This is a genomic window from Pontibacter flavimaris, assembly GCF_001907195.1.
Lineage (GTDB): Bacteria > Bacteroidota > Bacteroidia > Cytophagales > Hymenobacteraceae > Pontibacter > Pontibacter flavimaris.
On sequence record NZ_LVWA01000004.1, the window covers coordinates 196,406 to 223,401 of the forward strand.

Annotated in this window: 26 protein-coding genes; 11 read left to right on the forward strand and 15 right to left on the reverse strand. The window is 53.7% G+C overall.

Features of this window, described 5'->3' with window-relative positions:
- Nucleotides 1-50: 50 nt before the first annotated feature.
- Genes A3841_RS05765 through A3841_RS05775 form a run of 3 tightly spaced genes read left to right on the forward strand, consistent with a single transcriptional unit; the run spans nucleotide 51 to nucleotide 1,808 of the window.
- Nucleotides 51-437: a phage holin family protein gene (locus A3841_RS05765; protein ID WP_073851373.1), complete on the forward strand. Its 387-nt coding sequence runs from the start codon at nucleotides 51-53 to the stop codon at nucleotides 435-437.
- Nucleotides 434-1,054 (forward strand): hypothetical protein, encoded by a 621-nt coding sequence (locus A3841_RS05770; protein WP_073851374.1) that lies wholly within the window; start codon nucleotides 434-436, stop codon nucleotides 1,052-1,054. The genes A3841_RS05765 and A3841_RS05770 overlap by 4 nt, the downstream gene beginning before the upstream one ends.
- Nucleotides 1,044-1,808 (forward strand): geranylgeranylglyceryl/heptaprenylglyceryl phosphate synthase, encoded by a 765-nt coding sequence (locus tag A3841_RS05775; protein ID WP_073851375.1) that lies wholly within the window; start codon nucleotides 1,044-1,046, stop codon nucleotides 1,806-1,808. The genes A3841_RS05770 and A3841_RS05775 overlap by 11 nt, the downstream gene beginning before the upstream one ends.
- Here A3841_RS05775 and A3841_RS05780 read toward each other — a convergent pair.
- From A3841_RS05780 to panC, 7 genes are all read right to left on the reverse strand, one after another.
- Nucleotides 1,791-2,717: an AraC family transcriptional regulator gene (locus tag A3841_RS05780; RefSeq protein ID WP_073851376.1), complete on the reverse strand. Its 927-nt coding sequence runs from the start codon at nucleotides 2,715-2,717 to the stop codon at nucleotides 1,791-1,793. The genes A3841_RS05775 and A3841_RS05780 overlap by 18 nt on opposite strands.
- 158 nt (nucleotides 2,718-2,875) lie before the next feature.
- The gene (locus A3841_RS05785) at nucleotides 2,876-4,015 is read right to left on the reverse strand and encodes an acyl-CoA dehydrogenase (protein ID WP_073851377.1); all 1,140 of its coding nucleotides are present in this window, start codon (nucleotides 4,013-4,015) and stop codon (nucleotides 2,876-2,878) included.
- Nucleotides 4,016-4,235: 220 nt separating this feature from the next.
- Nucleotides 4,236-4,910, reverse strand: coding sequence for a zinc metallopeptidase (locus A3841_RS05790; RefSeq protein ID WP_235861305.1), 675 nt, complete (start codon nucleotides 4,908-4,910; stop codon nucleotides 4,236-4,238).
- A gap of 11 nt (nucleotides 4,911-4,921) precedes the next feature.
- A complete protein-coding gene (gene rfaE2, locus A3841_RS05795) occupies nucleotides 4,922-5,413 on the reverse strand; it encodes a D-glycero-beta-D-manno-heptose 1-phosphate adenylyltransferase (RefSeq protein ID WP_073851378.1) in 492 nt (163 codons plus the stop codon).
- On the reverse strand, nucleotides 5,397-6,443 hold the full coding sequence (locus A3841_RS05800; protein ID WP_073851379.1) for a lysylphosphatidylglycerol synthase transmembrane domain-containing protein: 1,047 nt from the start codon (nucleotides 6,441-6,443) through the stop codon (nucleotides 5,397-5,399). Before A3841_RS05800 ends, rfaE2 begins: the two co-directional genes overlap by 17 nt.
- Before the next feature lie 9 nt (nucleotides 6,444-6,452).
- Nucleotides 6,453-6,800: an aspartate 1-decarboxylase gene (gene panD / locus A3841_RS05805; protein ID WP_073851380.1), complete on the reverse strand. Its 348-nt coding sequence runs from the start codon at nucleotides 6,798-6,800 to the stop codon at nucleotides 6,453-6,455.
- A 96-nt stretch (nucleotides 6,801-6,896) separates the two neighbouring features.
- Entirely contained in the window at nucleotides 6,897-7,751 is an 855-nt protein-coding gene (gene panC / locus A3841_RS05810; RefSeq protein WP_073851381.1) for a pantoate--beta-alanine ligase, read from the reverse strand.
- A gap of 140 nt (nucleotides 7,752-7,891) precedes the next feature.
- Here panC and A3841_RS05815 point away from each other — a divergent pair, with 140 nt between their 5' ends.
- Both A3841_RS05815 and glmS read left to right on the forward strand, forming a co-directional pair.
- Nucleotides 7,892-8,704, forward strand: a complete 813-nt coding sequence (locus A3841_RS05815; protein ID WP_073851382.1) for a glycogen/starch synthase — start codon at nucleotides 7,892-7,894, stop codon at nucleotides 8,702-8,704.
- A 296-nt stretch (nucleotides 8,705-9,000) separates the two neighbouring features.
- The gene (glmS, locus tag A3841_RS05820; protein ID WP_073851383.1) at nucleotides 9,001-10,836 is read left to right on the forward strand and encodes a glutamine--fructose-6-phosphate transaminase (isomerizing); all 1,836 of its coding nucleotides are present in this window, start codon (nucleotides 9,001-9,003) and stop codon (nucleotides 10,834-10,836) included.
- A gap of 63 nt (nucleotides 10,837-10,899) precedes the next feature.
- On the opposite strand, the gene A3841_RS05825 is transcribed toward glmS, so the two are convergent.
- Together A3841_RS05825 and A3841_RS05830 are read right to left on the reverse strand one after the other, a co-directional pair.
- Nucleotides 10,900-11,526 carry a hypothetical protein gene (locus A3841_RS05825; protein WP_073851384.1) on the reverse strand — a complete coding sequence of 209 codons (627 nt, stop codon included), beginning with the start codon at nucleotides 11,524-11,526 and terminating at the stop codon, nucleotides 10,900-10,902.
- A gap of 476 nt (nucleotides 11,527-12,002) precedes the next feature.
- Complete coding sequence (locus A3841_RS05830) at nucleotides 12,003-12,680, reverse strand: 3-hydroxyacyl-CoA dehydrogenase family protein (protein WP_073851385.1); 678 nt, start codon at nucleotides 12,678-12,680, stop codon at nucleotides 12,003-12,005.
- 48 nt (nucleotides 12,681-12,728) lie between these two features.
- On the opposite strand from A3841_RS05830, the gene A3841_RS05835 reads away from it, so the two are divergent.
- Nucleotides 12,729-13,109: a RidA family protein gene (locus tag A3841_RS05835; RefSeq protein ID WP_073851386.1), complete on the forward strand. Its 381-nt coding sequence runs from the start codon at nucleotides 12,729-12,731 to the stop codon at nucleotides 13,107-13,109.
- Nucleotides 13,110-13,879: 770 nt separating this feature from the next.
- Here A3841_RS05835 and A3841_RS05840 read toward each other — a convergent pair.
- Nucleotides 13,880-14,899, reverse strand: coding sequence for a YihY/virulence factor BrkB family protein (locus A3841_RS05840; RefSeq protein WP_073851387.1), 1,020 nt, complete (start codon nucleotides 14,897-14,899; stop codon nucleotides 13,880-13,882).
- Nucleotides 14,900-15,089: 190 nt separating this feature from the next.
- Between A3841_RS05840 and gltX the strand changes: the two genes are divergently transcribed.
- The 4 genes from gltX to A3841_RS05860 all read left to right on the forward strand — a co-directional run bounded on the left by gltX (nucleotide 15,090) and on the right by A3841_RS05860 (nucleotide 18,432).
- Nucleotides 15,090-16,631, forward strand: coding sequence for a glutamate--tRNA ligase (gene gltX / locus A3841_RS05845; RefSeq protein WP_073851388.1), 1,542 nt, complete (start codon nucleotides 15,090-15,092; stop codon nucleotides 16,629-16,631).
- A gap of 132 nt (nucleotides 16,632-16,763) precedes the next feature.
- Nucleotides 16,764-17,135: a hypothetical protein gene (locus tag A3841_RS05850; RefSeq protein WP_073851389.1), complete on the forward strand. Its 372-nt coding sequence runs from the start codon at nucleotides 16,764-16,766 to the stop codon at nucleotides 17,133-17,135.
- Nucleotides 17,136-17,269: 134 nt separating this feature from the next.
- Entirely contained in the window at nucleotides 17,270-18,037 is a 768-nt protein-coding gene (locus A3841_RS05855; RefSeq protein ID WP_073851390.1) for a TIGR00266 family protein, read from the forward strand.
- 59 nt (nucleotides 18,038-18,096) lie between these two features.
- Nucleotides 18,097-18,432 (forward strand): cytochrome c oxidase assembly factor Coa1 family protein, encoded by a 336-nt coding sequence (locus A3841_RS05860; RefSeq protein WP_073851391.1) that lies wholly within the window; start codon nucleotides 18,097-18,099, stop codon nucleotides 18,430-18,432.
- Between the two features lie 295 nt (nucleotides 18,433-18,727).
- Here the strand turns inward: A3841_RS05860 and A3841_RS05865 are convergent, their stop codons facing one another.
- The 3 genes from A3841_RS05865 to lptB all read right to left on the reverse strand — a co-directional run bounded on the left by A3841_RS05865 (nucleotide 18,728) and on the right by lptB (nucleotide 21,436).
- Entirely contained in the window at nucleotides 18,728-20,212 is a 1,485-nt protein-coding gene (locus A3841_RS05865; protein WP_073851392.1) for a GH3 auxin-responsive promoter family protein, read from the reverse strand.
- Between the two features lie 72 nt (nucleotides 20,213-20,284).
- Complete coding sequence (locus tag A3841_RS20820; protein WP_083610232.1) at nucleotides 20,285-20,533, reverse strand: four helix bundle protein; 249 nt, start codon at nucleotides 20,531-20,533, stop codon at nucleotides 20,285-20,287.
- Between the two features lie 171 nt (nucleotides 20,534-20,704).
- On the reverse strand, nucleotides 20,705-21,436 hold the full coding sequence (lptB, locus tag A3841_RS05875; protein WP_073851865.1) for an LPS export ABC transporter ATP-binding protein: 732 nt from the start codon (nucleotides 21,434-21,436) through the stop codon (nucleotides 20,705-20,707).
- A 196-nt stretch (nucleotides 21,437-21,632) separates the two neighbouring features.
- Here lptB and A3841_RS05880 point away from each other — a divergent pair, with 196 nt between their 5' ends.
- The gene (locus A3841_RS05880; RefSeq protein ID WP_073851393.1) at nucleotides 21,633-22,451 is read left to right on the forward strand and encodes a glycoside hydrolase family 25 protein; all 819 of its coding nucleotides are present in this window, start codon (nucleotides 21,633-21,635) and stop codon (nucleotides 22,449-22,451) included.
- Between the two features lie 739 nt (nucleotides 22,452-23,190).
- Here A3841_RS05880 and recJ read toward each other — a convergent pair.
- Together recJ and A3841_RS05890 are read right to left on the reverse strand one after the other, a co-directional pair.
- Complete coding sequence (gene recJ / locus A3841_RS05885) at nucleotides 23,191-24,897, reverse strand: single-stranded-DNA-specific exonuclease RecJ (protein WP_073851394.1); 1,707 nt, start codon at nucleotides 24,895-24,897, stop codon at nucleotides 23,191-23,193.
- 236 nt (nucleotides 24,898-25,133) lie between these two features.
- Nucleotides 25,134-26,948 (reverse strand): tetratricopeptide repeat protein, encoded by a 1,815-nt coding sequence (locus A3841_RS05890; protein ID WP_073851395.1) that lies wholly within the window; start codon nucleotides 26,946-26,948, stop codon nucleotides 25,134-25,136.
- Between the last annotated feature and the right edge of the window lie 48 nt (nucleotides 26,949-26,996).

A 26,996-nucleotide genomic window follows, 5' to 3' on the forward strand; every position in this document is an offset into this window, starting at 1 on the left:
TATCTACCCTCGTATACAGAACAAGTATTAAAAAAAGCTGAAAAAGAAACATGGCGCTACAACAAGAAGATAACGGAACCCGGGAGCGGAATCCCCACCTCATGGAGAACCTGATGGGGTACGTGGATACCCGCATAGACATTATACGTCTGGAGATACAGGAAAAGCTAAAGGCGGCCTTTGTGGGCACCATACATGGCGTCCTGCTGGGGGTTATCGCCTTTATGGTCCTCATCTTCTTAAACATCTTCCTGGGCCTGCTGCTCAACCACCTCCTCGACAGCTCTTTCTGGGGCTTTGGCATTGTGGCGCTCTTCTACATCATACTTTTGCTTATACTTGTAGTGGGGCTGGATAAAAAAGTGTTCCAGGGTGTGGCGGACAAGGCTTTTGACAACACCATCTATAAATCAGACAAACGAGAGAAACAGCTATGAGCGAGCTAAACAACCCATTATTTGATAACGAGCGTGAGTTTTTGGAGCGGCAGAAGGAGGAGTATAAGAGAGCGCTGATGGGCGACGTGGACCAGATCAAGTCGCAGGGGCAGGACATTGGCAAAAAAGCGGCCATGGTAGGCGGCGTGCTGCTGGCCGGGTGGCTGGTGAGGCGCATGTTCTCCGGCAGCAAAGATAAGGTAAAATCAGGCAGGAAAGCCAAGGTCGATAAAAGAGGCAGGAATGAGCCGCACGGCACGTTCGTGGCCGCAGCTTACCCGGCGCACACTTCCACGCCTCTAATTGATTATGACTCTTACGTGCATGAGCAGGAGGATGATTATACCTTATCCTCGGAGCAAATGCCGCACGCCTACCACGCCGGGGACGTAAAAAAAAAGCCTGAGCCATTCCTGGGTTCGAAGCTGAGCACCGCCCTGACACAGCAAGTGCTGGCGCTGCTGGTAATGTATGGCACCAAAAAGCTGGAAGAATACTTAAACAGTGTCTCCGAAAATAACGATATTGCGGTTAAGCCTACTGTAGCTGAGCCTGTGGTAGCGGTTACTGAGATAGAGACAACCGAGTATATCGTTCCGGAGAAGGATGCCATTTAACAACCATAGCCCTAAACAACCATTTAACCCAGGCAGGAAGCACCTGGCCGTGCTGCTCGACCCCGACAACCTGACAGAGGCTTCCTGCCTACACCTTATCGCCCTGAGCGAAACCCATGCCGTCGACTTTTTCTTCGTTGGCGGCAGTCTCATCACCTCCCAGAACCAGGCGGACATCATCGCCCTGCTGAAAAAGCACAGCCATGTGCCAGTCATACTTTTCCCGAGCAGCAGCCAGCACATCGACACACAAGCCGATGGCATCCTGCTGCTTTCCCTCATCTCGGGCCGCAACCCCGAGTTCCTGATCGGCCACCACGTGATCTCGGCCCCCATCCTGAAGGCCAGCCGTTTGCAAGTATACCCTACCGGCTACATGCTGATCGATACCGGCCGGCAAACCACCGCCTCATACATGAGCGGCACCACACCCCTGCCTTACGACAAGCCGGCCATTGCCGCCTGCACCGCTATGGCCGGTGAGCTGCTCGGGCTACGCTATATTTACATGGATGGCGGCAGCGGAGCCATGAAGCCTGTTTCTGCCGAGATGATCGCAGCCGTGCGCGAGGCCGTGGAGCTACCGATCATAGTGGGTGGCGGCATTGATACTGCCGAGAAGGCGAGCGCCGCCCTGGACGCCGGTGCCGACCTGATTGTGGTAGGTAACCACATAGAAAAAAACCCCGGCTTTCTGGCCGAGGTCTCTTCTCTTGTTGCTTCGTATAACGTTGCCCTAGATGTTCATCGCTGATTCGCGGCGGCGCATCTTACCAGCAGGTATACCAAACATCATCTTAAAGCGGCGGCAGAAGTAAGCCGTGTCTTTGTAACCGACTTCCTTTCCGATCTCGCGGATGCTCTTCTTCGTGGTGCGAAGTAAGAAGACAGCACGCTCCATACGCTGATACTCGATGTAGTCCTGCGGGTTAATGCCGGTCAGCATCTTGAAGTACTGGCCCACATAATCCTCCGACACGTTGGCTACGTTCGAGAGCACCTTGTTCGACAGGTCGCCGCCCAGGTTCTCCTTGATGTAGTTAAACAGGTCGATCAGGCGAGGGTCCTTAAAGTAGGTGCTGTTTGTTGCCAGCTGCTCCACGAACATTCTGTTCTTCAGGATGTGGCGCACGATCTCCACCACGATCTGCTCGGTGTAGAGGTTGATCAGGCGTTCTTTGCCCGGCAGCTCCTGCATGTTCTCCTCCACCACTTTTATCACCAGGTTGGCGAGTTTGGTGTTGTTGGAGATAAGGAAGGCCGGCAGATCCAGCGATGCAAAGAAGTTAACCGAATCAAATACTTTGGCCTCGAAGCTCACATAGCTGTGGCTTTCCTCCGCGTCACCGATCAGATCCAGGTCGTTGTTGCTTCTGAAGAACTTCTCTCTGTTCGTGATCAGGTCGTCATTGGTGATGGACTTTCCTTCACCAGACGGGCCATAGGTAACTTTGGTGCTGCGGCCACCAGGTATGAATAGAAGTTCCCCTTCTTCTACCGCCTGTTCCTCGTCACCAAAAAAGATACTGCCGTTGTGGAGCAGGATCAGATTGTTACCTACATCATAGTAGTTGCGCACCGTAAACGGCTGCTGCAACACCAGATTCTTAGCCTTAATGAATCGCACCCCAAGCGACTCAATAATCTTATTGTAATCTTCCATGTGTGTTACCAACTAACTTTTATACTGTAAACCCTTTAATTTGGCTTAAAGCTAAGACTAATCTTTATAAACTTCAAAATTAATTTTAAATTTTATTTTAATTCGGCAAAGACTATCTATAGCTCAAATCACATGGAAACAGCATTTTAGGCCCTTTCTTACTTAAGCAGTTCTCTCGAAATTACTATTTTCTGTATCTCAGACGTGCCTTCGTAAATTTGTGTGATCTTCGCATCACGCATCAGACGCTCCACATGGTACTCTTTCACGAAACCGTAACCGCCATGTATCTGCACTGCTTCCACGGTTGTTTCCATAGCTACCTTAGAGGCGAAAAGTTTAGCCATTGCGCCGGACATGCTATAGTCGCGGTGGGCATCTTTGTCATAGGCGGCTTGTAAGCATAACAGGCGGGCAGCCTCGATGTTTGTGGCCATATCGGCCAGTTTAAACTGTATTGCCTGGTGCTTGGCGATCTCCACGCCAAAGGCCTTGCGCTCCTTTGCGTACTTCAAGGCCAGTTCCATGGCTCCCGACGCGATGCCCAGTGCCTGGGATGCTATGCCGATGCGCCCTCCAGCCAGTGTTTGCATCGCAAACTTAAACCCGAACCCATCTTCTCCAATCCTGTTCTCTTTTGGTACTTTTACGTCAGAAAACATTAAAGAGTGGGTATCTGAGCCACGAATTCCTAATTTATTTTCTTTTAATCCTACCGTAAAGCCCTCCATGCCGCGCTCCACAATCAGTGCATTTATGCCACGGTGTCCTTTTTCGGGGTAAGTTTGTGCTATTACAAGGTAAACGGAAGCCGTGCTACCGTTCGTTATCCAGTTTTTAGTACCATTCAAAAGATAATAATCCCCCATGTCCTCGGCTGTGGTGCGCTGCGAGGTGGCATCGGAGCCTGCCTCCGGCTCGGAAAGGCAGAAAGCGCCGATAATCTCGCCGGTAGCCAGCTTGGTCAGGTACTTCTGCTTCTGCTCCTCCGTGCCGAATTTCTCAATACCCCAGCACACCAGCGAGTTGTTCACCGACATCACCACAGACGCAGAGGCATCCACCTTAGAGATCTCTTCCATAGCCAGCACGTACGAAACCGTGTCCATGCCGCCACCGCCGTACCGCGGGTCCACCATCATTCCCAGGAAGCCAAGCTCACCCATCTTCCTGACCTGCTCAGTCGGGAACTTCTGGTGCTCATCGCGCTCGATAACGCCTGGCAGCAGTTCGGTCTGGGCAAAATCGCGTGCGGCAGCCTGCACTGCCAAGTGTTCCTCTGTTAGTTCGAAGTTCATGTTTGTTATCTAAAGGATGCTATTTGATTGATTTTAATTCCGGCACAAAACTATGAAATTCAGTTGCATTAATTCAACCTGATATTCTAATAATTGTTGCGGGGCACCTCCAATTTGTTCATATTTTCACCGGCGCCTACGTCGGAAACGTGCAAAAAGAAAGCGCCGCCAGTGCAAAAGCAAAGGCGGCGCTCCTTAATTCAGGCAGATAAGACATTCCCTAGTCTCGGCGTCCCATCAGCAGCGAGGCATAGTACAAGAGCGTGGCCAGTGAGCCAAGCGCGGCAACCACATACGTCATGGCGGCCCATTTCAGCGCGTCTTTTGCCATGCCGTGCTCCTGCGTGGTCACGATGCCTCTTTGGTCTATCCAGGCCAGAGCGCGCCTGCTGGCATCAAACTCCACTGGCAGCGTTATAAAGCTGAACAGCGTGGTAAGGGCAAACAGCCCCACACCGATAGCCAGCGGAATAGGCGTCGTCTGTAACATGAAGATACCGATCAACAGGATCCACTGCATGTAGCGGGAGGCTATACTTAGCGCGGGCACCATGGCGGAACGGAACTTCAGGAAGTTGTAGGCTGTGGCATGTTGCACAGCGTGGCCGCACTCGTGCGCGGCCACTGCGGCGGCGGCGGCACTGCGGGCCTCGTACACGTACTCGCTCAGGTTCACGGTTTTGTCGGCAGGGTTATAGTGGTCGGTAAGCTTACCGGCCACAGATATCACGCGCACATCCGTAATGCCGTTGTCGCGCAGCATCATTTCTGCCACCTCACGGCCTGAAAGGCCGGAGCTAAGCGGGGTCTGCGAATACTTTTGAAACTTACTCTTTAATCGCCAACTCACAAGCCAGCTTGCGAGCATCATGGCAATCATTATAATCCAGATCATGGTTCAGGTGTTTATGTTCGTTTTAACTGGTTTTCTATCTTCTTTACGATGCTGGTGGTGGAATAGCCTTTTACGAGCGGCACAGTCTTGACCGCTCCGCCACGGGCCTGCACCTCCTCGTGCCCCACAATCTGCTCCACCGCATAGTCATCGCCCTTTACCAGTATATCCGGTTGCACGGCCTTGATGAGTTCCAGCGGGGTTTCCTCGTTAAAGAGCACTACGGCATCTATGAACAAAAGGGATGCCATAACGCGCGCGCGTGACATTTCGTCCTGCAGCGGGCGGCTTGGCCCCTTTATACGACTGATGGAAGCATCGGTATTCAAGCCCAAAACAAGCTTATCGCCGAGATGTTTCGCCTTTTCCAGGTAATCGACGTGGCCCAGGTGCAGCAAGTCGAAGCAGCCGTTTGTGAAAACGATTTTCTGGCCCTGGCTACGCCAGCTTTGCACCTGCTCCAGCAGTTGCGGAAGTGTATAAATCTTATCCTTTGAGTTCATGGGCATTGGCGGAAGTATGGCTACTTTGCTGTGTTACCGGTTTTGAGCGGCCCAGCATACTGGCTATAAAACTAATCACTCCCATTACAACGACCAAAAGTGTTTGCGAAGTATGGGCCAGCAGCGCGTAGGCCATGCCAGCCTCTTTGGGCACCCCGTAGAGCAGCAGCGTGGCCTGCACCATCAGGTGATACACACCAATGCCGCCCTGCACCGGCGCCGCCATACCCAGCGTGCCCGCCAGCAGTACAGACAGCGCAGCGCCCCAGCCTAGTCCGGAAGTGGCCGGCAGCGCGTAGAACACGGCCAGGCTCATGCCATAGTACATCAGCCACACAAACACGGTGTGGCCCCAGAACGCAAACTGGTTCTCAAGCCTGGAGATGCTGAACACCCCCTCCAGCATGCCCTTGGCAAAATGCACTGCCTTCCGGAAGTATGCGTTCTGGCGCAGCAGGCTCAGGTAGCGCAGCACGACGGAAAGTATCAGCACCGCCGAAATGAGCATCACCCAGAACACCCAGTACAGCGAGCTTATACTTTGCTCCAGGCTCTCATACTTATCTGTAAGCAGGCTGAGGAAAAAATCGCGGATGCGGCCAAACTCCACCAGGAAGGTGAGCGCTATGACCAGCAGCAGCATCATCATGTCGATGATGCGCTCGGCTATCACGGTGCCAAAGCCCGTATTGATTGGCAGGTTGTCGGAGCGGCGCAGCATGCTGCAGCGTGCCACCTCCCCCATGCGGGGCAGCACCAGGTTGGCCAGATAGCCAACCATCATGGCATTGTAGGTGTTGCGGAGCGGCGGGTTGTGGCCGGTGGGCCTGATCTGCATCTGCCAGCGCATGGCCCGGCTCAAGTAAGCCAGCACGCCCATCAGCACGGATACCATTACCCAGCCGTAGTCTGCGCTTTGGAACTCTGCCCACATTTTCTGGAAGTCCAGCTCCTTTAGCGCGTACCACATCAGAAACGCGGACACGCCCAGCAGCAGCACATACTTCAGAAACGAGAGCAGTTTGTTCATGCAGAAGGATTATACCAGGCGGTTGTGCTGGTCCGGAAACACCAGCGTGGGCGTATGGGTCCTGGCGTCTTCGAATTTGATGCTGCAGTACGAGATGATGATCACCACATCGCCCACCTGCACCTTGCGGGCAGCGGGGCCGTTCAGGCAGATGGTGCCGGTGCCGCGCTCGCCCTTGATCACGTAGGTCTCGAAGCGCTCCCCGTTGTTGATGTTCACGATCTGCACCTTCTCGTTCTCCAGGATGTTGGCGGCGTCCATCAGGTCCTCATCTACGGTGATGCTGCCCACATAGTGCAGCTCGGCCTGCGTAACCTTACAACGGTGGATTTTGGATTTTAAAACCTCAATATACATGGTGTAATTTGTAATTGGAGCGCAAAGTTAGGCAATCGGCTGCATAATAACTACCAAGGCTTTCAGCTGCATACTACCTCTGTTCTCCTCAACAATCTATACTTCGTTTAGATTCACCAGGATGTTGTCGATCAGGCGGACGGGGCCCACATAGGCGGCAATGCACAGCGCCGCCTCCTGCCCCGGCTGCACATCCGCCAGCGGCTGCAGCGTGTCGGGGTCCACGACCTCGAAGTACTCCAGCTTTATCTCCTTTGCACTTGCCAGGTAGGCCTCCACGGTCGCTTTTAAAGTATAAACGGGCTTCCTGCCGAGCTGCCCTTTGGCCAGTTGCAGCGCGCCATGAAGCATGGTGGCCACCTGCCGCTGCCCTGTGTCCAGGCGCTTGTTCCGCGACGACATGGCCAGCCCGTCCTCTTCGCGGATGGTGGGGTAGCGCACCACCTCCACATCAAAGCTCAGCCCCTGCACCAGTTGCTTCACAATGGCCACCTGCTGCAGGTCCTTCTGCCCGAAGTAGGCGCGGTGCGGCTGCACAAAATGGAAGAGCTTGCCTACCACGGTGGCCACCCCGTTGAAGTGGCCCGGGCGATGCTCGCCCTCCATCACGGCTTCCAGAGGCCCGAAACTAAACTGCAGCTTCGATTGTTGAATATATACCTCCTCTGCGTGCGGGGCAAACAGAATATCGCAGCCAACTGACTCCAGCAGCGCGGTGTCCTGCCCCAGGGTGCGGGGGTATAGCCTGTAATCGTCGGGGTTGTTGAACTGGGTGGGGTTAACGAAGATGCTGCAAACGGTAACGTCGTTCTCCTGCGCCGAGGCGCGCAGCAACTGCAGGTGCCCCTCGTGCAGGGCGCCCATGGTTGGCACAAAGCCGATACGCTTGCCGCTGCAGCGCAGAGCCTGCATACGATCCCGGATAATACTAACCCGCTCTATAACTTCCATGTCGGTGGTGTGTGTTGTAATGATGCTCCTGTAAACCCGGCAAAAGTAAGTTGCAGCGTTTTAAATTGAAAATCAGAATAAAAAATACTAATTTTGCACGACCCTATACTGTTGCTTATTAAAATCTTAATTCCATACCCATGTCTAAATTGCGAATCCTTTACGCCGCCACCGAGATCAATCCCTTCTTACAAACCACGAAAGTAGCAGAGTTCTTACAGACGCTGCCGCAGGGTATGCAGGAACGAGGGATGGAGATCCGGATCTTTGTCCCGCGGTTCGGCCTCATTAACGAGCGCAAGAACCGTTTGCACGAAGTGGTGCGTCTGTCAGGCATCAACATCGCCGTGGGTGACGATGAAAAACCGCTGGTTATCAAGGTAGCCTCTATTCCGAACGCGAAGCTACAGGTTTATTTTATTGATAACGAAGATTATTTCCACAGAAAGTCGGTTTTCGTGGATAAGAACAACAAATTCCACCAGGACAACGACGAGCGCGCCATCTTCTTCTGCAAAGGTGTGCTGGAAACGGTAAAGAAACTAGGCTGGGCCCCCGACATTGTGCATTGCAACGACTGGATGACGGGCCTGATCCCGATGTACCTGAAAACCACCTACAAAAAGGACCCGATCTTCAAGGACTCTAAGTCGATGTTCACGGTGTACAACAACAGCTACACGCACAAGTTCAGCGATGACCTGCTCGAGAAGGTGAAGATGCTCGACATTGACGACAGCATGCTGACGCACCTGGAGTCGGCCGACACGAACGGCTTTATTAAGTGCGGCATGGCGTACGCCGATTCGGTTATCAAGACGAACGAGGACTTCAGCGATAACATCAACGCCCTGTTCTCTGACTTCATGAAGAAGAAAACCATCAGCACGGTTTGCGCCGACGACACACTTCTGGATAATTACTATAATTTGTATAACGAATTGAGTAAATAAATCCGTCTGCCCTTCGCCCCCTTTTTACACTCTACGTAAAGTATAAAGGTGTAAGGGGTATTCTTGGCCAGGAGGTATAAAACAATATTACAAGAGGCTGCCGCTTATATTACATTTTTGTGATAGAAGCGGCAGCCTTTTTTTGTTTCACGCAAAGGGCTTACCGCAAAACAGTTATCACCTAAACCGCAACTGAAAACACAAAGGTAAAGCGGAGAAGTGATAGAGATATACAAGAATTGGGTACATTTGCAGTTACCTATGTGATCCTATGTGTTAATAATTAAAAAAATCCTATGTGTGGAATTGTAGCTTACGTTGGGCACCGCGAAGCGAGCCCAATTATTATCAAAGGCCTCAAAAGGCTGGAGTACCGCGGGTACGACAGTGCGGGCATCGCGCTGATGAACGGCGATTTGAACGTTTACAAGAGAAAAGGCAAAGTGGCCGAACTGGAGGCTTTTATTGCTGAGCAGGACACGCACGGCAACATTGGCATGGGCCACACCCGCTGGGCCACCCACGGCGAGCCCAACGACGTGAACGCGCACCCGCATTACTCCACCTCGCGAAACATCGCCATCATTCACAATGGCATCATCGAGAACTACGCCTCGCTTAAAAAGCTCCTGCTCGAGAAAGGCCATACGTTTCAGTCGGACACCGACTCGGAGGTGTTCATCAACCTGATCGAGGACATCCGCGAGAATAACAACTGCACGCTGCCGGAGGCGGTGCGCCTGGCCATGCACGAGGTGGTAGGCGCCTATGCGATTGTGGTGCTGGCCAAAGACAGCCCCAACCAGCTGATCGCGGCCCGCAAGGGCAGCCCGCTGGTAGTGGGCATCGGCGAGGGCGAGTATTTCCTGGCATCAGACGCTACCCCAATCATCGAGTACACCAACGAAGTGGTGTACCTGAACGACTACGAACTGGCGATCATCAACAACGGCGAGCTGGATATCCGTACCAAGGAGGACGTGAAGCAGACGCCGTACGTGCAGCACCTGGAGATGGAGCTGGAATCGATTGAGAAAGGCGGCTATGAGCACTTCATGCTGAAGGAGATCTTTGAGCAGCCCCGCTCTATCCTGGACAGCATGCGCGGCCGCATGATTGCCGAGAGCAACCACATGATGATGGCGGGCATCCGCGAGTTTGAGAACAAGTTCGTGAACGCCGACCGAATTCTGATTGTGGCCTGCGGCACCTCCTGGCACGCCGGCCTGGTAGCTGAGTACCTGATAGAGGACCTGGCGCGCATCCCGGTGGAGGTGGAGTACGCCTCCGAGTTCCGCTACCGCAACCCGATCATCACCGAAAAGGACATCGTTATCGCTATTTCGCAGTCCGGTGAGACGGCTGACACGCTGGCGGCGCTGGAGCTGGCCAAGGCAAAGGGCGCTACGATCTTCGGCATCTGTAACGTGGTGGGCTCGTCTATTGCGAGGGCAACGGACGCCGGGGCTTACACGCACGCCGGCCCAGAGATCGGGGTGGCCAGCACCAAGGCCTTCACGGCACAGGTAACCGTCCTCACGCTCATCGCCATGATCATTGGCAGCAAGCGCGGCACCCTGGAGACAACTAAGCTGCATGAGCTGATGGTGGAGTTGGAGACCATTCCCGCCAAAGTGGAGCAAGCGCTGAAGCTCAACGACCAGATCGTGGAGATTGCCGAGCAGTATAAGGACGCGACCAACTGCATTTACCTGGGCCGTGGCTATAACTTCCCGGTTGCCCTGGAAGGCGCGCTGAAGCTGAAGGAGATTTCCTACATCCATGCGGAAGGTTACCCTGCCGCCGAGATGAAGCACGGCCCGATCGCCCTGATTGACGAGCAGATGCCGGTGGTGGTTATCGCCACGAAGGACAGCTCGTATGAGAAGATCGTTTCGAACGTGCAGGAGGTGAAGGCCCGAAAAGGCAAAATCATTGCCATTGTAACCGAGGGCGACACGACCATCCCGGCCATGGCTGACCACGTGGTCGAGATTCCGGAGACAAGCGAGCACCTGATGCCGCTACTGTCCGTTATTCCGCTGCAGCTGCTGTCTTACCACATCGCGGTGATGCGCGGCTGTAACGTAGACCAGCCTCGCAACCTGGCCAAGTCGGTGACGGTGGAGTAACCTGCCAAGTATAAGAACAGAAAAGGGAGCTACATGTAGCTCCCTTTTTTATGCCTGCTGTGGTTAGTCCCGGTTGTAGGCCAACGAGTCCAGGAACAGCTGTATCAGCTTATCATCCTCATGGTCATACGCTGCGTTGAGCATGGTGATAAAGATGATGCCTTCGTTCTCGCCGCCCAAAGCCGCCACCGTGTAGCGCTGCACATCGCTGCCATACGTTAGCTCCACCGATTTACCTTTCGCCTGCTGCCCTGACTTTAGCCTGCGCTCAAACGGCTGTTCAGTTATACTATAGCCAAAGCTCACCTCCTCGTTTGTCACCTCCTTCAGCATCAGGTCCACCAGCTCGGTGGGGTTGATGGTTTTATACTTCTGCACCAGCACGCCGTTGCCGTTGGCCGTTACAAGGGTTATCTGCTCCAGGTCCGGGTCGGGTGTGGCGAAGGCAGGTTGAAGCCCCTTCGGGTACTGCAGCGAGATCCAATCGTCCTGGTAAGTCAGGATGTCTTTCTGCTGCACGGCCACTGTTACCTCCTTGCCGTTAGCGAGCTTCATCTTATACTCTTTCCCCAGGGCTATGTCAGTGGTTTTGCCGTTGATGGTGATCTCGTAATTGGCGGCCTCGTTGACTTGAGCTGTGGTGGCGCCGCCGGTCAGGCAAAGTATGAATACGAGTAAAGCTGCTCTCATTGAGGTGGGATGAAGGATGCTTGAGGCGCTCAAGATAAGGAATGCGGGAGCAATATAGAAGTATAGGGATTTAAAAGTATTTCGATGGCAGGAGTTTATACTTTGGCTATACTTCATACTTCGGCTATACTTCCTTATCCATAGTCACGGCTTCCTTCTACTTGACACAAGCTATACTTTCAAAACACCGCTGATCCTGTAGTTCCCACAAACCTACCGTTTCATTTCATACTTTGGTGCTCTCAAGCCCGAGAGGGCTCGTCCTCGGGCATCGCGCTGTGTTCCCTTCCTTTGCTACCCTCCGGTCGCAATGCCCTTACGGGCACCGGAATCTCACAAGGCGCTCAACCCAAGGACTGGAAACATATCCGATAGCTGCGGCTTATGCAACTTGAACAAAACTCCCCTCCTTGGACAAGGAGGGGAAGGGGTGGTTGGACCCGGTACTGCAAAATCTTAATATCCTAGGCTATATTTTAGAAGCTCTCCCCTTTCAGGTACTTTGTCTTCAGCAGGGGGCAGACCTTGTAGCGCTCTTCTTTGGTGTCTTCGTACACCGCCTGCAGCACCTCGTACACAATTTTCACACCGATCTGGTTGGCCCATTCAAAGGGGCCTTTCGGGTAGTTGGTGCCCAGTTTCATACCCAGGTCTATGTCACTGATTCCGGCTGTCTGCTCCTGCAACGTATAACAGGCCTCGTTGATGATCATGCAGAGGATACGGGGCGTCACCAGGCCTACACGGTCATCCACCAGCAAATACTCCGTGCCCAGCGCCTGGCATACTTCCTGCAGCTTCGCTTCGCAGCCCTTGTGCAGTATGCTCACCTCCAGCACCGGACGGTTAAACAGTGTGGGGAGGCCGTTAAAGCCTATAAGCGCGCACGGTTGCTCCAGTTCTGCCTGCCTGGCCAGTGCGGCCAGTTGCACGGTGGCGGCGTTGCAGAACACCACCTGGTTCGGCGCGTATAGGCTCAGGCGCTCCGGGTTCTCGTGCAGCAGGAAGTCGAACACCACATCGGCTGGTTTCAGTTGCTCATCCAGCAGGCCATGGCTGTGCAGGAAAGTATAACGCACGCCTTCCCGCTCCTCCTGAAACTTTTGCTTGAACTCAGTGGCCATTTCCGGACCAGACAAAACAACGATGTGCATATTTTCAGTACATTTGATAGTAAAGGTACAAACTAAAACAGAATCTCTATGGCACATACCATCATCAACTCACCTAAGGCTCCGGCTCCTATCGGGCCATACAGCCAGGCAACTATGGCTAACGGCATACTTTATGTTTCCGGCCAGATCCCGTTGAACCAGGAAACCGGCGAACTGGTAAGCAGCAGCATCGAAGAAGAAACACACATGGTCATGAAAAACCTGCAGTTTATACTTGCCGAGGCTGGCATGAACTTCAGCAACGTGGTTAAGTGCTCTATTTTTGTGAAGGACCTGAACAACTTCGGGAAGATCAACGAGACCTACGGCAGCTACTTCAGCAGCAACCCGCCCGCCCGCGAAACCGTGGAGGTGAGCCGCCTGCCAAAGGATGTGAACGTGGAGATCTCCTGCATCGCAGTGAAATAGGTTCGTGAGACAAAGGATTTCTTGACAAAGGACAGGGAGGAAAGTATGGCTTCTCTGTCTTTTGTGTTTTTATACTTTATCCAACCACCCCTGGCCCCTCCCCCGAAACAAGTTCGGGATCCGAGACTTGGCTAAGGCGGGGAGTCTGCTGTTGCTGAAGTATAAGTTGCATAGTTGCTGGTATCTTGCGGACAGGTCGCGACCTGTCCCTACAAAGTATAAACCTGCCACTCCCGAGAGGGGAATTTATACTTGTTGTATCGCTAAAGCCGTGGCTATCGAAAACTGACTCCAGCCTTTGGGTGGGGGTAGGGGCCCTCGACAAAGAGCGCCTATGCGGGTTTTTCCGGTGACGAGCGACAGCGAGGCATTGCGACGTTAGGAGCAAAGGAAAAGCTCCCAGCGCGATGCCCTTATCGAGGGCCCCTACCCCCAAGGCGAGGCCTCCCGGCCTTGAGGGCACAAAAGCCAGAGATGAAACAAGTAGGTTGTAAAGCCGTGGATGAACGGCTGTTAGAAAGTATAGCTTGGACCAAGTGGAAGGCAGTCGCTATGTAAGTATAAAGGCACAAGCGGACGTCCCGAAATGCTCCGGGACTTTCAGCTTGCGCCAGAATAGGTATAAGAGAGTATAGCTCAAGTATAAGTATGCCTCTGCGAGCCAGTCGGGTTGCATACCCGACACCATCATAGGATACAAGTCTGAAGACTTGCATCAGGGATGCCTAAAGTATAACTTTCTAACTTTTTAACCTCCTAACTTTCCAACTCTAGATATTCGCTCCTTTGGAGGCATCACCGTCACTGGTTGGTTCCTGCTCTACCTCCGGCTCGCCGTATACTTCGCGCTCGTGCTTGCCGGGCTCTGCGTTTACCGCCGAGTTGCCCACCTCTACCTCCTGCCGTATCACCCGCACCGCAAACTCTGCCGGATAAATGTTATGGCCATACTTGCGCGAGTACACGAACGTGAACACAGCCCCGAAAAAAATGATCTGCGAGGTAAAGAACACCCACGTAAGTATAATCACCACCGAGCCGGCCGCCCCGTACACCGAGGCCATGTCATTCTTGCCCAGGTAATACCCGATCAGGCCGCGGAACAGCACGAACAGCAGCGAGGTCACCAGCGCCCCTACCCCCACATCCCGCCACTTTATCTTGGCGTCCGGCAAAAATTTGTAGATGCAGGCAAACAGGAACGACATCAGCAAAAAAGCTGAGAAAAAGTTTGCCATATGTATTACGTATACTATCCAGCCGGAAAAGCGGGCCGTCAGGAAATCACTGATGGCGACAAGTATGGTGTTGGCCAACAGCGAGAGCAGCAGCACAATGGCAATGGTCAGGATCATCCCGAAAGAAAGAAAACGATCCAGAATAAGCTTGACGTACCCACGCCTGGGCACCGGCTTTACATTCCAGATCTCGTTCAAGGAATCCTGCAGGGAGATAAAGACCCCGGTGGCGGCTATAAAAAGGGCAATGACACCCACGATGGCAGCCAGGTTGAAGGCCCCGTACTCATTCACGTTCTCCACCATCTTCTGCACCGAGTAGGCGCCTTCGGTGCCGATCAGCTCCTTGATGCGGTAGTAAATCTCGCCCGACACGGCCTGCTCCCCAAAAAAATAACCCGCCGCGCTGATGATGATGATGAGCATGGGCGGCAGCGCGAAAATGGTATAGTAGGCCAGCGCCGCCCCCTTCTGAAAGGAATTATTGTCAATGAACTCCAGGGAGGTTTCCTTTAACAGGCCCCAGATCAACCATGCGCGCTTCTTTACCATCCTGTGCGGCTTAAACTACTTGCTGATACGCAATCGGCCTGTTATGTTTATACTTTGCAGGGCTAAGGCCCCGCCAGCTTGGCTATAGTATGTGTTTTGCAACGCGCGCAGCATTTTACCGTTACCGAAACGATACTTTATTTCGTACCTTTGCAGCGAATTTCATTGATTCTGAATCAGACAACCATACATGGAAAGAGAAGTTAGAGTACGCTTTGCCCCAAGCCCAACCGGGCCTCTCCATATCGGTGGTGTGCGCACCGCCCTTTACAACTACCTGCTGGCCCGCAAAACGGGTGGCAAAATGATCCTGCGCATCGAGGACACGGACCAGAACCGCTTTGTGCCGGGTGCCGAGGATTACATCCGTGAGTCGCTGGAGTGGTGCGGCATTGAGCTGGACGAGAGCCCGTGGAAAGGCGGGCCCTACGCGCCTTACCGCCAGTCGGAGCGCAAGCCCATGTACATGCAGTATGCCCTGCAACTGGTAAACGACGGCCACGCCTACTACGCCTTCGATACAGCCGAGGAGCTGGAGGAGATGCGCGAGCGCCTGAAGGCCGCCAAGGTAGCCACGCCGCAGTACAACGCCATCACCCGCATGACGATGAAGAACTCCCTTACCCTTCCAGAGGATGAGGTGAAGCAGAAACTGGAGAGCGGCGAGCCCTACGTGATCCGCCTGAAGGTGCCGCGCAAGGAGGAAATTCGCCTGAAGGATATGATTCGGGGATGGGTAATGGTGCACTCTTCTTCTGTGGATGATAAAGTATTGATGAAGTCGGACGGCATGCCGACCTACCACCTGGCCAACATCGTGGACGACCACCTGATGAAGATCACGCACGTGATCCGTGGCGAGGAGTGGTTGCCATCGGCGCCGCTGCACGTGCTGCTGTACCGCTACCTGGGCTGGGAAGATACCATGCCGGAGTTTGCCCACCTGCCGCTGCTCCTGAAGCCGGATGGAAACGGCAAGCTGAGCAAGCGCGACGGCGATAAGCTGGGCTTCCCGGTGTTCCCACTGCGTTGGGAGGATCCGTTTAGTAAAGAAATATCCTCCGGCTACCGCGAATCAGGCTACCTGCCGGAGGCTTTTATCAACTTTCTGGCCTTTTTGGGCTGGAACCCGGGCACCAGCCAGGAGATCTTCTCGATGGAGGAGCTGGCCAACGAGTTCACCGTGGAGCGCATCGGCAAATCCGGCACCCGATTCGATATACAGAAAGCCCGCTGGTTTAACGAGCAGTACCTGCGTGCCAAGCCGGACAGCGAACTGGCCGGCTACCTGATCAAAGCCCTGGAGGAGCACAACATGACCACCACCCCGGAGAAAGCCGAGAAAATTGCCGGCCTGATGAAAGAGCGCGTGTCGTTTCCGCAGGACTTCTGGCAGGAGGCCAAGTATTTCTTCGTGGCGCCGGAAGAGTATAGCGAGAAAGTAGCCTCTAAGAAATGGAATGCTCCGTCAGTAGCCGTTTTCGAAGATTTCAAGAACGAACTGCCCTCGCTGCAGAACTTCAACGCCGACACGGTGAAAGAGCTGCTGGTAAGTATACTGGACCGCCACAATATGAAGATCGGGCAGGTGATGCAGGCCCTGCGCCTGGCTGTAACCGGCGCCGAAGCCGGCCCGGACCTGATGCACATCATCGAGGTGATCGGAAGCGGGGAAACCGCCCAGCGCCTCGAAAACGCTATCAGCAAGTTGAGCAAGTACGCTTCGGCATAACGTAAAAAATCATACTTCCTGTAAGAAAGGCTGGCCCGGTGGCTGGCCTTTTTTGTTGCCCCTTGCCCCAATTCCGCAACCATTTGTACCTGCCTCGCTTATACAACTAAGTATAACCACAGGAGAAACATCATGGCTAAGAATAAAAAAGAGAGTAAAAGCGAGAAGAAAAAGTCGCGGGTGCACAAGGACCTGGAGGGGTTTGAGATCAAAGTGAACGAGCACGGCGAGATCACCTCCAACTACAGCATCGACAAGATCAATGATTTCCTGAACCAAAACGTGGATGATAAAAAGCTGATGAAGCGCGACGCCGCCGAGAAAGCAAAGCGGGAGGAGGAAGAATACCACGTGGAGGAAGGCGAGGAAGTTGAAGAGACCGATGAGGACTTTGTGCGCGGCACCAACTCGGTTTCAGATGAGGAAGACGACAAGAACCTACCCAAAGCCCGCCGACGCAAGAAAGGCGCGGAAGACGACGAAGAAGAGAACGAGGAGGATTAGCGAAAGCGGCCCTTTGGCCAGATCATACTTTAAGGCCCCTAGAGCCGGTGTTTTATACGTAGGGCACCGGCTTTTTTGTCCTGTTTCTTAAAAATCCGTTATCTTTCTACCATCACATATCCTAAACTACAACTATGAGAAACTCACACGAAATCGACTACAAGATTTTCGGCAACGACATCCAGGTGCTGGAGATTGAGCTGGACCCGAATGAAACGGTCATTGCCGAGGCCGGCGCCATGGTATACATGGAGGAGGGTATTGACTTCGAGACCAAGATGGGCGACGGCTCTAACCCCAGCCAGGGCTTTCTGGGCAAACTGGTTTCGGCGGGCAGCCGCCTAATCACGGGCGAGTCGCTGTTCATGACGCACTTTACGCAGCGTGGCTATGGCAAGAGCCGCGTAGCCTTCTCGGCCCCCTACCCCGGCACCATCCTGCCCATAGACCTGAGCGCTACCCGCAACAGCACCTTAATTACGCAGAAAGACGCCTTCCTGGCGGCGGCCCTGGGCACCAAACTGAGCGTTCATTTTAACCAGAAACTGGGTTCCGGCTTTTTTGGCGGCGAGGGTTTTATACTTCAGAAGATGCAGGGTGACGGCCTGGCCTTCGTGCATGCGGGCGGAACGATTGTAGAAAAGCAGCTCAACAACCAGACCCTGCGCGTAGACACCGGCTGCGTGGTGGCCTTTGAGGAAGGCATCGATTTCAGCGTGCAGCGGGCGGGAGGTTTAAAATCGATGATCTTTGGCGGTGAGGGCTTGTTCCTGGCTACCCTGCGCGGCACGGGCCGTGTGTGGCTGCAGTCGATGCCGGTGAAGAAGCTGATCGAAGCACTGATGCCGCGCGGCGAGAACGCCAAGAAAGAAGGCGGCTTTATGAGCAGCTTCCTGGAGTAGGAAAGTATAACGTTATACTTTGTTAACTTTGCTTTACCTTCTGAACTACAAACGCTACAATGAGCAGGTTAACAAAGATTATAATTAGTGCTTTTGCCATACTTTTCGTCATCGCCTTACTTATTAATGTTGTGATCTCGATAAAGATCAAAGAAACAGCTGCTTTTATCGCCGCTCAAGAATACATGAAGGAAAATCCAGCGGTAATAGATGCGATAGGTGAGGTTGAAGGTTACGGCTTCTTAATATCTGGTTCAATTGAAAGTTCCTCTGAAGGAGGTAAAGCCTTCTTTAGTTATACTGTGAAAGGAAGCAGAGATAATGCCCCTGTTCATGTTGTTTTAGAGAAAGACTCTTCCAAAGTATGGAGAGTTAAAGATTTCAGGATGAAGTAGATGCTTCTGCATCCCCGGCAGGTTTATACTTGCCGGGGATGCTATTTTATACTTTTATACTTTGTAGTACTGGGTCCAACCACCCCAAACCCCTCCTTAGCCTTGTCGAGGGCCCCTACCCCCAGGAGGGGAGCCTGCTATCAATACAGCAACTTGTATGCCTTGTAGCTGTTGCTTAACCTCCCTTCTACCAAGATCCTTACAGGATGACAGGAGAAGATGATGAGCAGGAATGGTTGGAGATACTTTAACTTTCTAACTCTTAAATTCTCTAACTCCTAAACTCTCTAACTTTCTACAGTCCGTTCACCTCCATTATTTCCTCCAGGTACTCGCGGGTGTTGCTGAGGCGGGGCACTTTATGCTGACCACCCAGTTTGCCTTTGTGGCTGAGCCAGTTCAGGAAGGTGCCTTTGGGAGCGGCATGCACCAGCGGCGCTTGCAGGGCAATGTCGTTCTGGCGTTTGGCGTCGTAGTCGGAGTTTACCTCGCGCAATTTCTCGTCCAGCACCCGGGTAAACTGCTCCAGGCTCGAAGGCTCCTTCTCAAACTCGATCAGCCATTCGTGCCCGCCGCGCTTGTCGCTCTCCAGGTAGATAGGGGCGGCCGTAAAGTTAGAGATAATAGCGCTGGTAGCCTCGCATGCCGCGGTAACTGCCTCTTCTGCATTCTCCACGATCACCTCTTCGCCAAAGGCATTGATAAAGTGCTTGGTGCGGCCGGATATCTTAATGCGGTAAGGGTCTATACTTGTAAAGCGGATGGTATCACCAATCTTATAGCGCCACAGGCCGGCATTCGTCGAGATAACTAGGGCGTAGTTCTTGCCCACCTCCACCTGGTCCAGCGCCAGGGTTTGGGGATGCTCCTCCTCCAGCTGGTCCATCGGAATAAACTCGTAGTACACGCCGTAGTCCAGCATCAGCAGCATTTCGTCTTCGGTACCTACCTGGTCCTGTATCCCGAAAAACCCTTCGGAGGCATTGTATACTTCCAGGTAGTTCATCTGGGTGGAGGGAATGATCTCGCGGAACAGCTGGCGGTAGGGCCCGAAAGCCACAGCCCCGTGCGTGAACAGCTCCAGGTTCGGCCATACTTCCAGGATGTTGTTTTTGCCCGTTTCGGCCAGGATGCGCTTGAGCAGCACATAGGTCCAGGTGGGCACACCGCTCAGGCTGGTTACGTTCTCCTTTACCGTCAGCTCCACCATCTTCTCTATCTTCTCCTCCCATTTGTCCATCAGGGCTACTTTAAGGGGTGGCGTGCGCATGACCTCGGCCCAGATGGGTAGGTTCTGCATGATCACCGCCGATACGTCGCCGCAGTTTACCTTGGCGTTAAACTCACTGGGATGATGGCTGCCGCCAATCGAGAGGCCTTTGCCGGTAAAGAGTTTGGTATCGGGGAACAGGTTCACGTAGATGGAGAGCATGTCCTTGCCGCCTTTGTAGTGGCAGTCCTCCAACGACTCCGGGCTGACAGGTATGAACTTGCTGCGGGCGTTGGTGGTACCCGAGGATTTGGCAAACCACTCGATCTTGGAAGGCCACAGCACATTCTGTTCCCCTTTCATCATACGCTCGATGTAGGGGTACATGTCCTCGTAGGTACTGATGGGCACACGCTCCTGGAACTCCCGCACGCTCAGGTTATCGCCAAAGCCATACTTCTTGCCCCACTCCGTGCTCTTAGCCGTGCTGATCAGGTCCTGAAACAACTCCAGCTGCACCTCATGCGGATACTTCCGAAACAGATCGATGTCATGGATCCGCTTCTTCATCACCCACGTTAAAATTGAATTCAGTATCTCCAAGTTCTAATTGCTGATTGTTGATTGTTAATTGCTTGACAGCTAATCATTCAAGTTATCGTTCGTCAGCTTTATCAAAGTATTTATCATTTTAGGCAATCTCTGTAAAAGGCCAAAAACATGCTCATACTCTTCCTGCGAAATCAGCTTCCTTATACGGCTTTTCTCATTCCAATCCAGGCATTCATACAAAGAGCCTTGTGCGTAGCGGTAAAAATTTATCTTATCTTTCTTTCCGTGCCTCCCAAAGCCTTCCGCAATGTTTGCTGAGACGCTATCCGCCGCAGTGATAAATTACTGTCCCGCTGTGTTTTGCGCAATCGGGCTCCACTGCGCAACTATGTCCCATACTTTGTTGCTTAGAGCAAAGATCTGATCCTGCATGCTTCAGTGTCATCCAGTTTAAGATACTTTTGCTCTTCCATTTACCTTAAACAACAATTAACAACTAGCCATCAAAGCTTAAATCTTCCGCTTCAGCTCGAAATGTTTGCCCAGGTATACGCGGCGCACCTGCTCGTCGGCGGCCAGTTCCTCGGCGGTGCCGGCTTTCAGGATTTTGCCCTCGAACAGCAGGTAGGCGCGGTCGGTGATGGAAAGGGTCTCGTTTACGTTGTGGTCGGTGATGAGGATGCCGATGTTCTTGTTCTTGAGCTTGGCCACGATGCTCTGGATCTCCTCCACGGCAATGGGGTCTACGCCGGCAAAGGGCTCGTCTAAGAGTACAAACTTAGGGTCTACGGCCAGGGCGCGGGCAATTTCGGTGCGGCGGCGCTCGCCACCGCTCAGCACAATGCCCTTGTTCTTGCGCACGTGCGTGAGCGAGAACTCCTCCAGCAACTCCTCCACCTTCTCGTGCTGCGCCTTTTTGGGCAGGTCCGTCATCTCCAGCACCGACAGGATATTCTCCTCCACCGTCAGCTGCCGGAACACCGAGGCCTCCTGCGCCAGGTAGCCCACGCCGCGCGTGGCCCGCTTGTACATGGGCAGGTCCGTGATGTCCTCCTTATCCAGGAAGATTTTTCCGGAGTTCGGCTTCACCAGGCCCACGATCATGTAGAAAGAGGTTGTTTTACCGGCGCCGTTTGGGCCCAGCAAACCCACGATCTCACCCTGGTTTACCTCCACGCTCACATCGTTTACAACCGTGCGGGATTTATACTTCTTAATCAGGTTTTCTGCTCTCAATATCATCGTGGCTAAATTACGCATAAAGCCGGCATCCTGCAACGGGCGTGCCAGTTAGGGTAGCGTCGGGTCATACCCTATGTATATTAGCAAATTACTATTTAAACAAATCCAACAAACTGTATAATCCTTATAATCAGGTGTTGCATGGTGTAGGATTAATATTTAATTTGATACACGCTTACAACCTACGACCTTACTTATGATATCACGTTTACTCCTTTCAGCCTGCCGGAGGCTTGCCTTCTCGGGTCTGTTGGTCTGCGGCAGCATCGCCGTGGCAACAGCCTCTGGCAACGACGACAACTCCAAACCCGCATCTACAACCAGTAGCAGCAGTAGTGCCGCCGTGATAAGGGGCATCGATGTGTCGAGGTGGCAGAAGGAGGTGGACTGGGATATGGTAAGCCAATCCGGGGTGGCCTTCTCGTTTATAAAGGCCACCGAGGGCGATTACCGACAGGACCCGTTCTTTGCCCGTAACTGGGAGGAGACGAAGCGCCATGGCATCAAGCGCGGTGCCTACCATTTTTATAAGCCTGAAATACCGGTACAGCGACAGATAGACCTGTTTACGAGCACCGTAACCATTGAGCCCGGCGACCTGCCGCCAGTGCTGGACCTGGAGGTGATGGACAGGGACGTGACACCGGAGCAATTGCGCCAGGATGTGCGCACCTGGCTGGAGGCCGTTACCACTCATTATGGCGTGCGCCCGATCATCTACACCGGCCAGAATTACTACCGCCGCTACCTGAAGGGCCACTTCCCGGAGTATCATTTCTGGATTGCCCGCTACAGCGACGTAAAGCCGGATATTCACCACACCGACAGCTGGATGTTCTGGCAGTTCACCGACCGCGGCTCTATTGCCGGCATCAACTCAGCCGTAGATATTAACTTCTTTGCCGGCGACTTTGAGCAGCTGAGTCTGTTGTGTGTGCCGGAGTTCACGGCCTACAGCCGCTACGATAGAGAAAGCCCGCTTTCGCAACTAAAGCACCTGCAGCCGCTGCCGTAGGCTAGAATTGTTTATGGCTTATTGTTGCTAGTTAAGCAGCCCTCGCCTCCGGCAAGTGTGTGGAATTTGGTGGCATCCCGCTACTTCATATTAAGAAGTATAAAATCCGAGCCGCAACCTATTCACCTCTTCCTAGCCCTCTCAGGTAGTTATGCCGTAATACCGGGCTCAACCACCCCTACCCCTCAGAGCTACGCTCGCAAGCTTCGAACTCGCATTTGGCTAGTGCAGAGGGAAAGTATACTTGTTATACTTGCACTGTCATCCTGAAAGGATCCTGTGGGAAGGGAGGTGAAGCCGAGGCTACTGGGAAGTATATGTTCCATAGTTGCTGTAGTCCAACCACCCCTACCCCTCCTTGTTAAAGGAGGGGAGCCTGCCATTACTATTTGCTGAAGTATAAAGTGCTATAGTCAAAGTATAGAACACCCCTATTGACCTATGGTCGCAAGTTTCGAACTCTCGTTCTCACTTGTCCTCAAGGGGACAGTTTATACTTGTTGTATAGCAAAAGCAGCGGCTAAGGAAGTATAGCTCAAGTATAAATCAGCAAGTATAAAAATATGGCTTACGCGGATTGGGAAATCCGCAGCAGAGAGGTTCCGGACAAGGATGTCCGGAACAGCAAGTATAAAAAGGCACAAGCGGACGCCCCGAAATGCTCCGGGACTTTCAGCTTGCGCCAGAGAAGTAAAAAGTATAGCCAAAGTACAAAAGGCTCCCTCACCGGGAGCCTTTCTTATTTAATGCGGATGTCTTTGATACGGAGTTGCAGCGTGATCACGCCCCGGTACTCGTTCTCCTCTATCGTATAGCAAACATCAAACGGAATGCCCTTGCTGATCCGCTCGTAGTAGTCGCTGAGGCCGAAGCCGATGGCGTCGATGTTAAAGTAGCCGTCCTGGGTGAGGCGCAGCTTCAGGTGCGAATCGCCAACCACACGCACGCTGCCGGTATCATACACGCACTCCGACACAAACACCGGGCGCATGTTGCCGGGGCCGAAGGGCTCCATCTGCCGCACAATGTTGTAGAAGTTGCGGGTGATCTGGTTTAGCTTAAGCGGTGCGTCTATCTCGATCTGCGGGATCTTCTGGTCTGCGGTAATCGTGCTGGCCACCACTTCCTCAAAACGCTTCCTGAAGGCTGGGATGTTCTCTACCGGCAGGGTTAAGCCGGCTGCATACATGTGCCCGCCAAACTGCTCCAGCAGGTCGGAGCAACTCTCGATGGCATCGTGCACGTTAAAGCCATGCACCGACCGGGCCGAACCCGATGCCTTGCCATTGGATTGGGTAAGTATGATGGTAGGGCGGTAGTAATGCTCGATGCAGCGCGAGGCCACAATTCCGATCACGCCCTTATGCCAGGTGTCTTTGTACAGCACCGTAGAGTTGGCGTTACGCAGGTAGTCGTCCTGCTCAATCATCTGCAGCGCCTCTTTGGTAATGTTGCTGTCCTTGTCGCGGCGGGCCTTATTCGACTCGTTGATGATGTCGGCCATCTTGAAAGCCTCCTCCTTGGTCTGGGACAGCAGCATGCGCACCGAGTTTTTGGCATCGCCCATGCGGCCGGCGGCGTTGATGCGCGGCGCAAAGCCAAATACAATGCTGGTGATGTCCATCTCGCTGCGGATATCGGCCAGTTCTTTCAGGGCCTCCAGGCCCGGGCGCATCGGCTGCGGACCGTTCAGGTGCTTCAGTCCAAAATAGGCAAGTATGCGGTTCTCGCCGGTAATCGGCACAATATCGGCGGCTATACTTACCACCAGCAAATCCAGCAGCTTGTATACTTCCTGCTGCTCTATATCGTTCTGCATACAAAACGCCTGCAGCAGCTTAAAGCCCACGCCACAGCCAGAGAGTTCCTTGTAGGGATAGGGGCAGTCTATTTGCTTGGGGTCCAGCACGGCCACGGCCTGCGGGATGTCTTCGTCGGGCAGGTGGTGGTCGCAGATGATGAAATCGATGCCTTTCTCAGAGGCCAGGGCTACTTTATCGGCAGACTTAATGCCGCAGTCGAGGCTGACGATAAGCGAAAACCCGTGCTCTGCCGCCCACTCTATGCCCTGGCTCGATACGCCGTAGCCTTCTTTATACCTGTCGGGGATGTAAAAATCGATGCTGGACGTATAGTTGCGCAGAAAGCCGTACATGAGCGCCACCGAGGTGGTACCATCCACGTCGTAGTCGCCATAGACCAGGATCTTCTCGTTGTGGTGCAGGGCCTCGTTCAGGCGGTTCACGGCGCGGTCCATGTCCTTCATCAGGAAGGGGTCGTGGAGGTCCTGCAGGGAGGGGCGGAAAAAGTGCCTGGCTTCGGCAAAGGTGCAGATGCCGCGCTGGCAGAGTATGGAAGCGAGCGTGGAACTGATCTTCAGCTCCTCTGCAAGCTGCTGTACTACCTCTGCCGGGGCTTCCGGACTGATTACCCACCTTTTCTCCATAAACTAACTGTGCCGCTATACTTGGTCAACCGCAAAGGTAGCTAATTTAACCTGCACCTGCAGGCGCTTCGCACCTTCGCGATTATTTTCGTACTTTGCCATCCTTAACAGGAATAGTCGTGAAACGATTCAGAGAACTCTACGGAAAGTATAAAAATTATTCGCTGGACCTGGTCATGTATGGGTTCTTCCTTCTTTTTATACTTTTCCTCTTCATCTTTTTTGCCTAAACAGGCTTAGTTGAGCTTGTCGCCGCGCAGGTTGCGGAAACGCTTGCGGGCCTCTGCCGCGTACACGCTGCCCTGGTGCTTTACCAGCAGCTCGTTGTAAAGCTCCTGCGCCTTTGCTTTGTCGTTCAGGTTCTCCTCGTAGATGTAGGCCATGCGGTAGAGGGCGTCGTCGCTCAGGATGTCGTACTGCGGGTTGCCCACGATCTGCTGCAGGCTCTCCACCGCCAGGTTAAACTCCCCCATCCGTTCGTAAATGTTGGCCTTCTGAAAATATATCTCGTCGGTGAGGCTGTGGCCGGGGTACTTCTGCAGTAGGCCATCCAGCGCCACTAAAGCCTCGGGCAGCTTGTTCTGGAAAATGAGCAGGTCGATGGCCGCATACTCCTCCATGGCCACCGTGGAGGTATCCAGGCCGGTGTTGTCGGTAATGAGCAGGCTCAGGTCCATGGCGTCGTTGGCGATCTCGCGGCTGGTGGCCATTTTCAGGATGTCGAGGTGCGCCTGCGCCAGTTCAAAGTCGCCGTTGTAGTAGTTCAGGCGGGCATTGCGCAGCTTGGCCTCGTGCCCTATGGGCGTCTCCTTATGCGATTTCTCCACCTGCGAGTACAGCAGCGTACTTTCCCACGGCTCCCCTTTCAGCAAATAGATATCCCCCAAAGTCAGCTTACTGTCCGCCACCAGGCTGGGGTTGGCGCGCGGCATGTTAATGGCCTCCTGCAGCAGGGCAATGGCTTTTTCCTTGTCATCCAGGTGGAAGGCGTACAGGCCGGCCATGTGCTGCAGCACCTCCACCGTCTCCGGCCTTCGGCCCACCTCACTTAGCAGGGCCTCATAGTCGGTGATCAGGGCCTGTATCTTCGCTTTATCAACCGGGAACGTGTTCTCCACCTGCTCCTCGCGGGCGTTGATCAGCCGCTGCCGCGCCACCAGGTAGTAGGGGCCGTCGGGATACTCCTCCACAATGTACTGGAAGGCCTCAATGGCCCCCTCGTAGTCGTTGTTCTTCAGGCTGATCGTACCCAGTTCCATCACGCGGGTGCCGCCTGTGCGGGTGCGCTTGTCCACGGCGCGGGCCTGCAGCAGGGCGCTGTAAAAGTCTTTCCGCTGGATGTAGAGCCAGATCAGCATTTCACTGTAGGCCAGTTTCTCAGGGTTCTGCTGCACCCGCAGGATCAGCTCTTTCTCCAACAGGTCGAAGTTCTCCTCCTCTTTCAGGCTGTTTTGCAGGCGGCTCTGCACGTAGCCCAGTTCGCTCTCGTTCTCCTGCAGCAGGTTCAGCACCTCGGGTATCAGCTTGTCGTTCTTTTGGCGATAGGCGTACAGGGCGATCAGGGGGCGGGTGTAGGATGTCTGGTCCTTGCTGAGTTCGCGGCCGCGCAGGTAGGCTTTCTCGGCATAGTCGAACAGCTCGTGCTGCATAAAGGCATTGGCCACCACGATCACCCCCTCCGGATTCATACTTTGCAGCAGCTTGTCGAACTGCCTCTCGGCGGCGCCCTTGTTGCCCGATGCCTGGTACACGCGCCCCAGGTCAACCTCGAAGTTCGGATTATCCGGAAACCGCTTGATCGTTTTCTTTACCAGCTTCTCCGCCTCCTTATGGTCCCGCTGGGCCAGCAGCGTGTTCAGGTAATCGGGGTACACGGCCTGGAACAGCCGGTCGTTGTTGATCAGCCTGCTATACAGCTCGCCTGCCTTGTCATAGTCGCCCTGGCTGAAGTACTGCCGCGCCAGCTCCAGGTCCTGCTGCTGTGCCCTGGCCGCCGGGGCCGCCAGCAGCAGCAGCGAGAGCAGTAAAGTATAAAGTATGTTCCTGCGCATGATTCTCTTACAACGAATAGCCTGTATCTCTCTGTATGTCCTTCTTCT

Bases quoted from the DNA above. Each gene is read 5' to 3' on its own strand.
- A3841_RS05815 (WP_073851382.1), top strand. From the start codon at position 7,892: ATGTCTAAATTGCGAATCCTTTACGCCGCCACCGAGATCAATCCCTTC.
- A3841_RS05850 (WP_073851389.1), top strand. From the start codon at position 16,764: ATGGCTAAGAATAAAAAAGAGAGTAAAAGCGAGAAGAAAAAGTCGCGG.
- A3841_RS05840 (WP_073851387.1), bottom strand. From the start codon at position 14,899: ATGGTAAAGAAGCGCGCATGGTTGATCTGGGGCCTGTTAAAGGAAACC.
- A3841_RS05890 (WP_073851395.1), bottom strand. From the start codon at position 26,948: ATGCGCAGGAACATACTTTATACTTTACTGCTCTCGCTGCTGCTGCTG.
- A3841_RS05790 (WP_235861305.1), bottom strand. From the start codon at position 4,910: ATGATCTGGATTATAATGATTGCCATGATGCTCGCAAGCTGGCTTGTG.
- A3841_RS05775 (WP_073851375.1), top strand. From the start codon at position 1,044: ATGCCATTTAACAACCATAGCCCTAAACAACCATTTAACCCAGGCAGG.
- glmS (WP_073851383.1), top strand. From the start codon at position 9,001: ATGTGTGGAATTGTAGCTTACGTTGGGCACCGCGAAGCGAGCCCAATT.
- A3841_RS05770 (WP_073851374.1), top strand. From the start codon at position 434: ATGAGCGAGCTAAACAACCCATTATTTGATAACGAGCGTGAGTTTTTG.
- A3841_RS05865 (WP_073851392.1), bottom strand. From the start codon at position 20,212: ATGAAGAAGCGGATCCATGACATCGATCTGTTTCGGAAGTATCCGCAT.
- A3841_RS05785 (WP_073851377.1), bottom strand. From the start codon at position 4,015: ATGAACTTCGAACTAACAGAGGAACACTTGGCAGTGCAGGCTGCCGCA.
- A3841_RS05800 (WP_073851379.1), bottom strand. From the start codon at position 6,443: ATGAACAAACTGCTCTCGTTTCTGAAGTATGTGCTGCTGCTGGGCGTG.
- A3841_RS05855 (WP_073851390.1), top strand. From the start codon at position 17,270: ATGAGAAACTCACACGAAATCGACTACAAGATTTTCGGCAACGACATC.
- A3841_RS05765 (WP_073851373.1), top strand. From the start codon at position 51: ATGGCGCTACAACAAGAAGATAACGGAACCCGGGAGCGGAATCCCCAC.
- A3841_RS05830 (WP_073851385.1), bottom strand. From the start codon at position 12,680: ATGCACATCGTTGTTTTGTCTGGTCCGGAAATGGCCACTGAGTTCAAG.
- A3841_RS05860 (WP_073851391.1), top strand. From the start codon at position 18,097: ATGAGCAGGTTAACAAAGATTATAATTAGTGCTTTTGCCATACTTTTC.
- A3841_RS05835 (WP_073851386.1), top strand. From the start codon at position 12,729: ATGGCACATACCATCATCAACTCACCTAAGGCTCCGGCTCCTATCGGG.
- panD (WP_073851380.1), bottom strand. From the start codon at position 6,800: ATGTATATTGAGGTTTTAAAATCCAAAATCCACCGTTGTAAGGTTACG.
- A3841_RS05880 (WP_073851393.1), top strand. From the start codon at position 21,633: ATGATATCACGTTTACTCCTTTCAGCCTGCCGGAGGCTTGCCTTCTCG.
- panC (WP_073851381.1), bottom strand. From the start codon at position 7,751: ATGGAAGTTATAGAGCGGGTTAGTATTATCCGGGATCGTATGCAGGCT.
- gltX (WP_073851388.1), top strand. From the start codon at position 15,090: ATGGAAAGAGAAGTTAGAGTACGCTTTGCCCCAAGCCCAACCGGGCCT.
- lptB (WP_073851865.1), bottom strand. From the start codon at position 21,436: ATGATATTGAGAGCAGAAAACCTGATTAAGAAGTATAAATCCCGCACG.
- rfaE2 (WP_073851378.1), bottom strand. From the start codon at position 5,413: ATGAACTCAAAGGATAAGATTTATACACTTCCGCAACTGCTGGAGCAG.
- A3841_RS05825 (WP_073851384.1), bottom strand. From the start codon at position 11,526: ATGAGAGCAGCTTTACTCGTATTCATACTTTGCCTGACCGGCGGCGCC.
- A3841_RS05780 (WP_073851376.1), bottom strand. From the start codon at position 2,717: ATGGAAGATTACAATAAGATTATTGAGTCGCTTGGGGTGCGATTCATT.
- recJ (WP_073851394.1), bottom strand. From the start codon at position 24,897: ATGGAGAAAAGGTGGGTAATCAGTCCGGAAGCCCCGGCAGAGGTAGTA.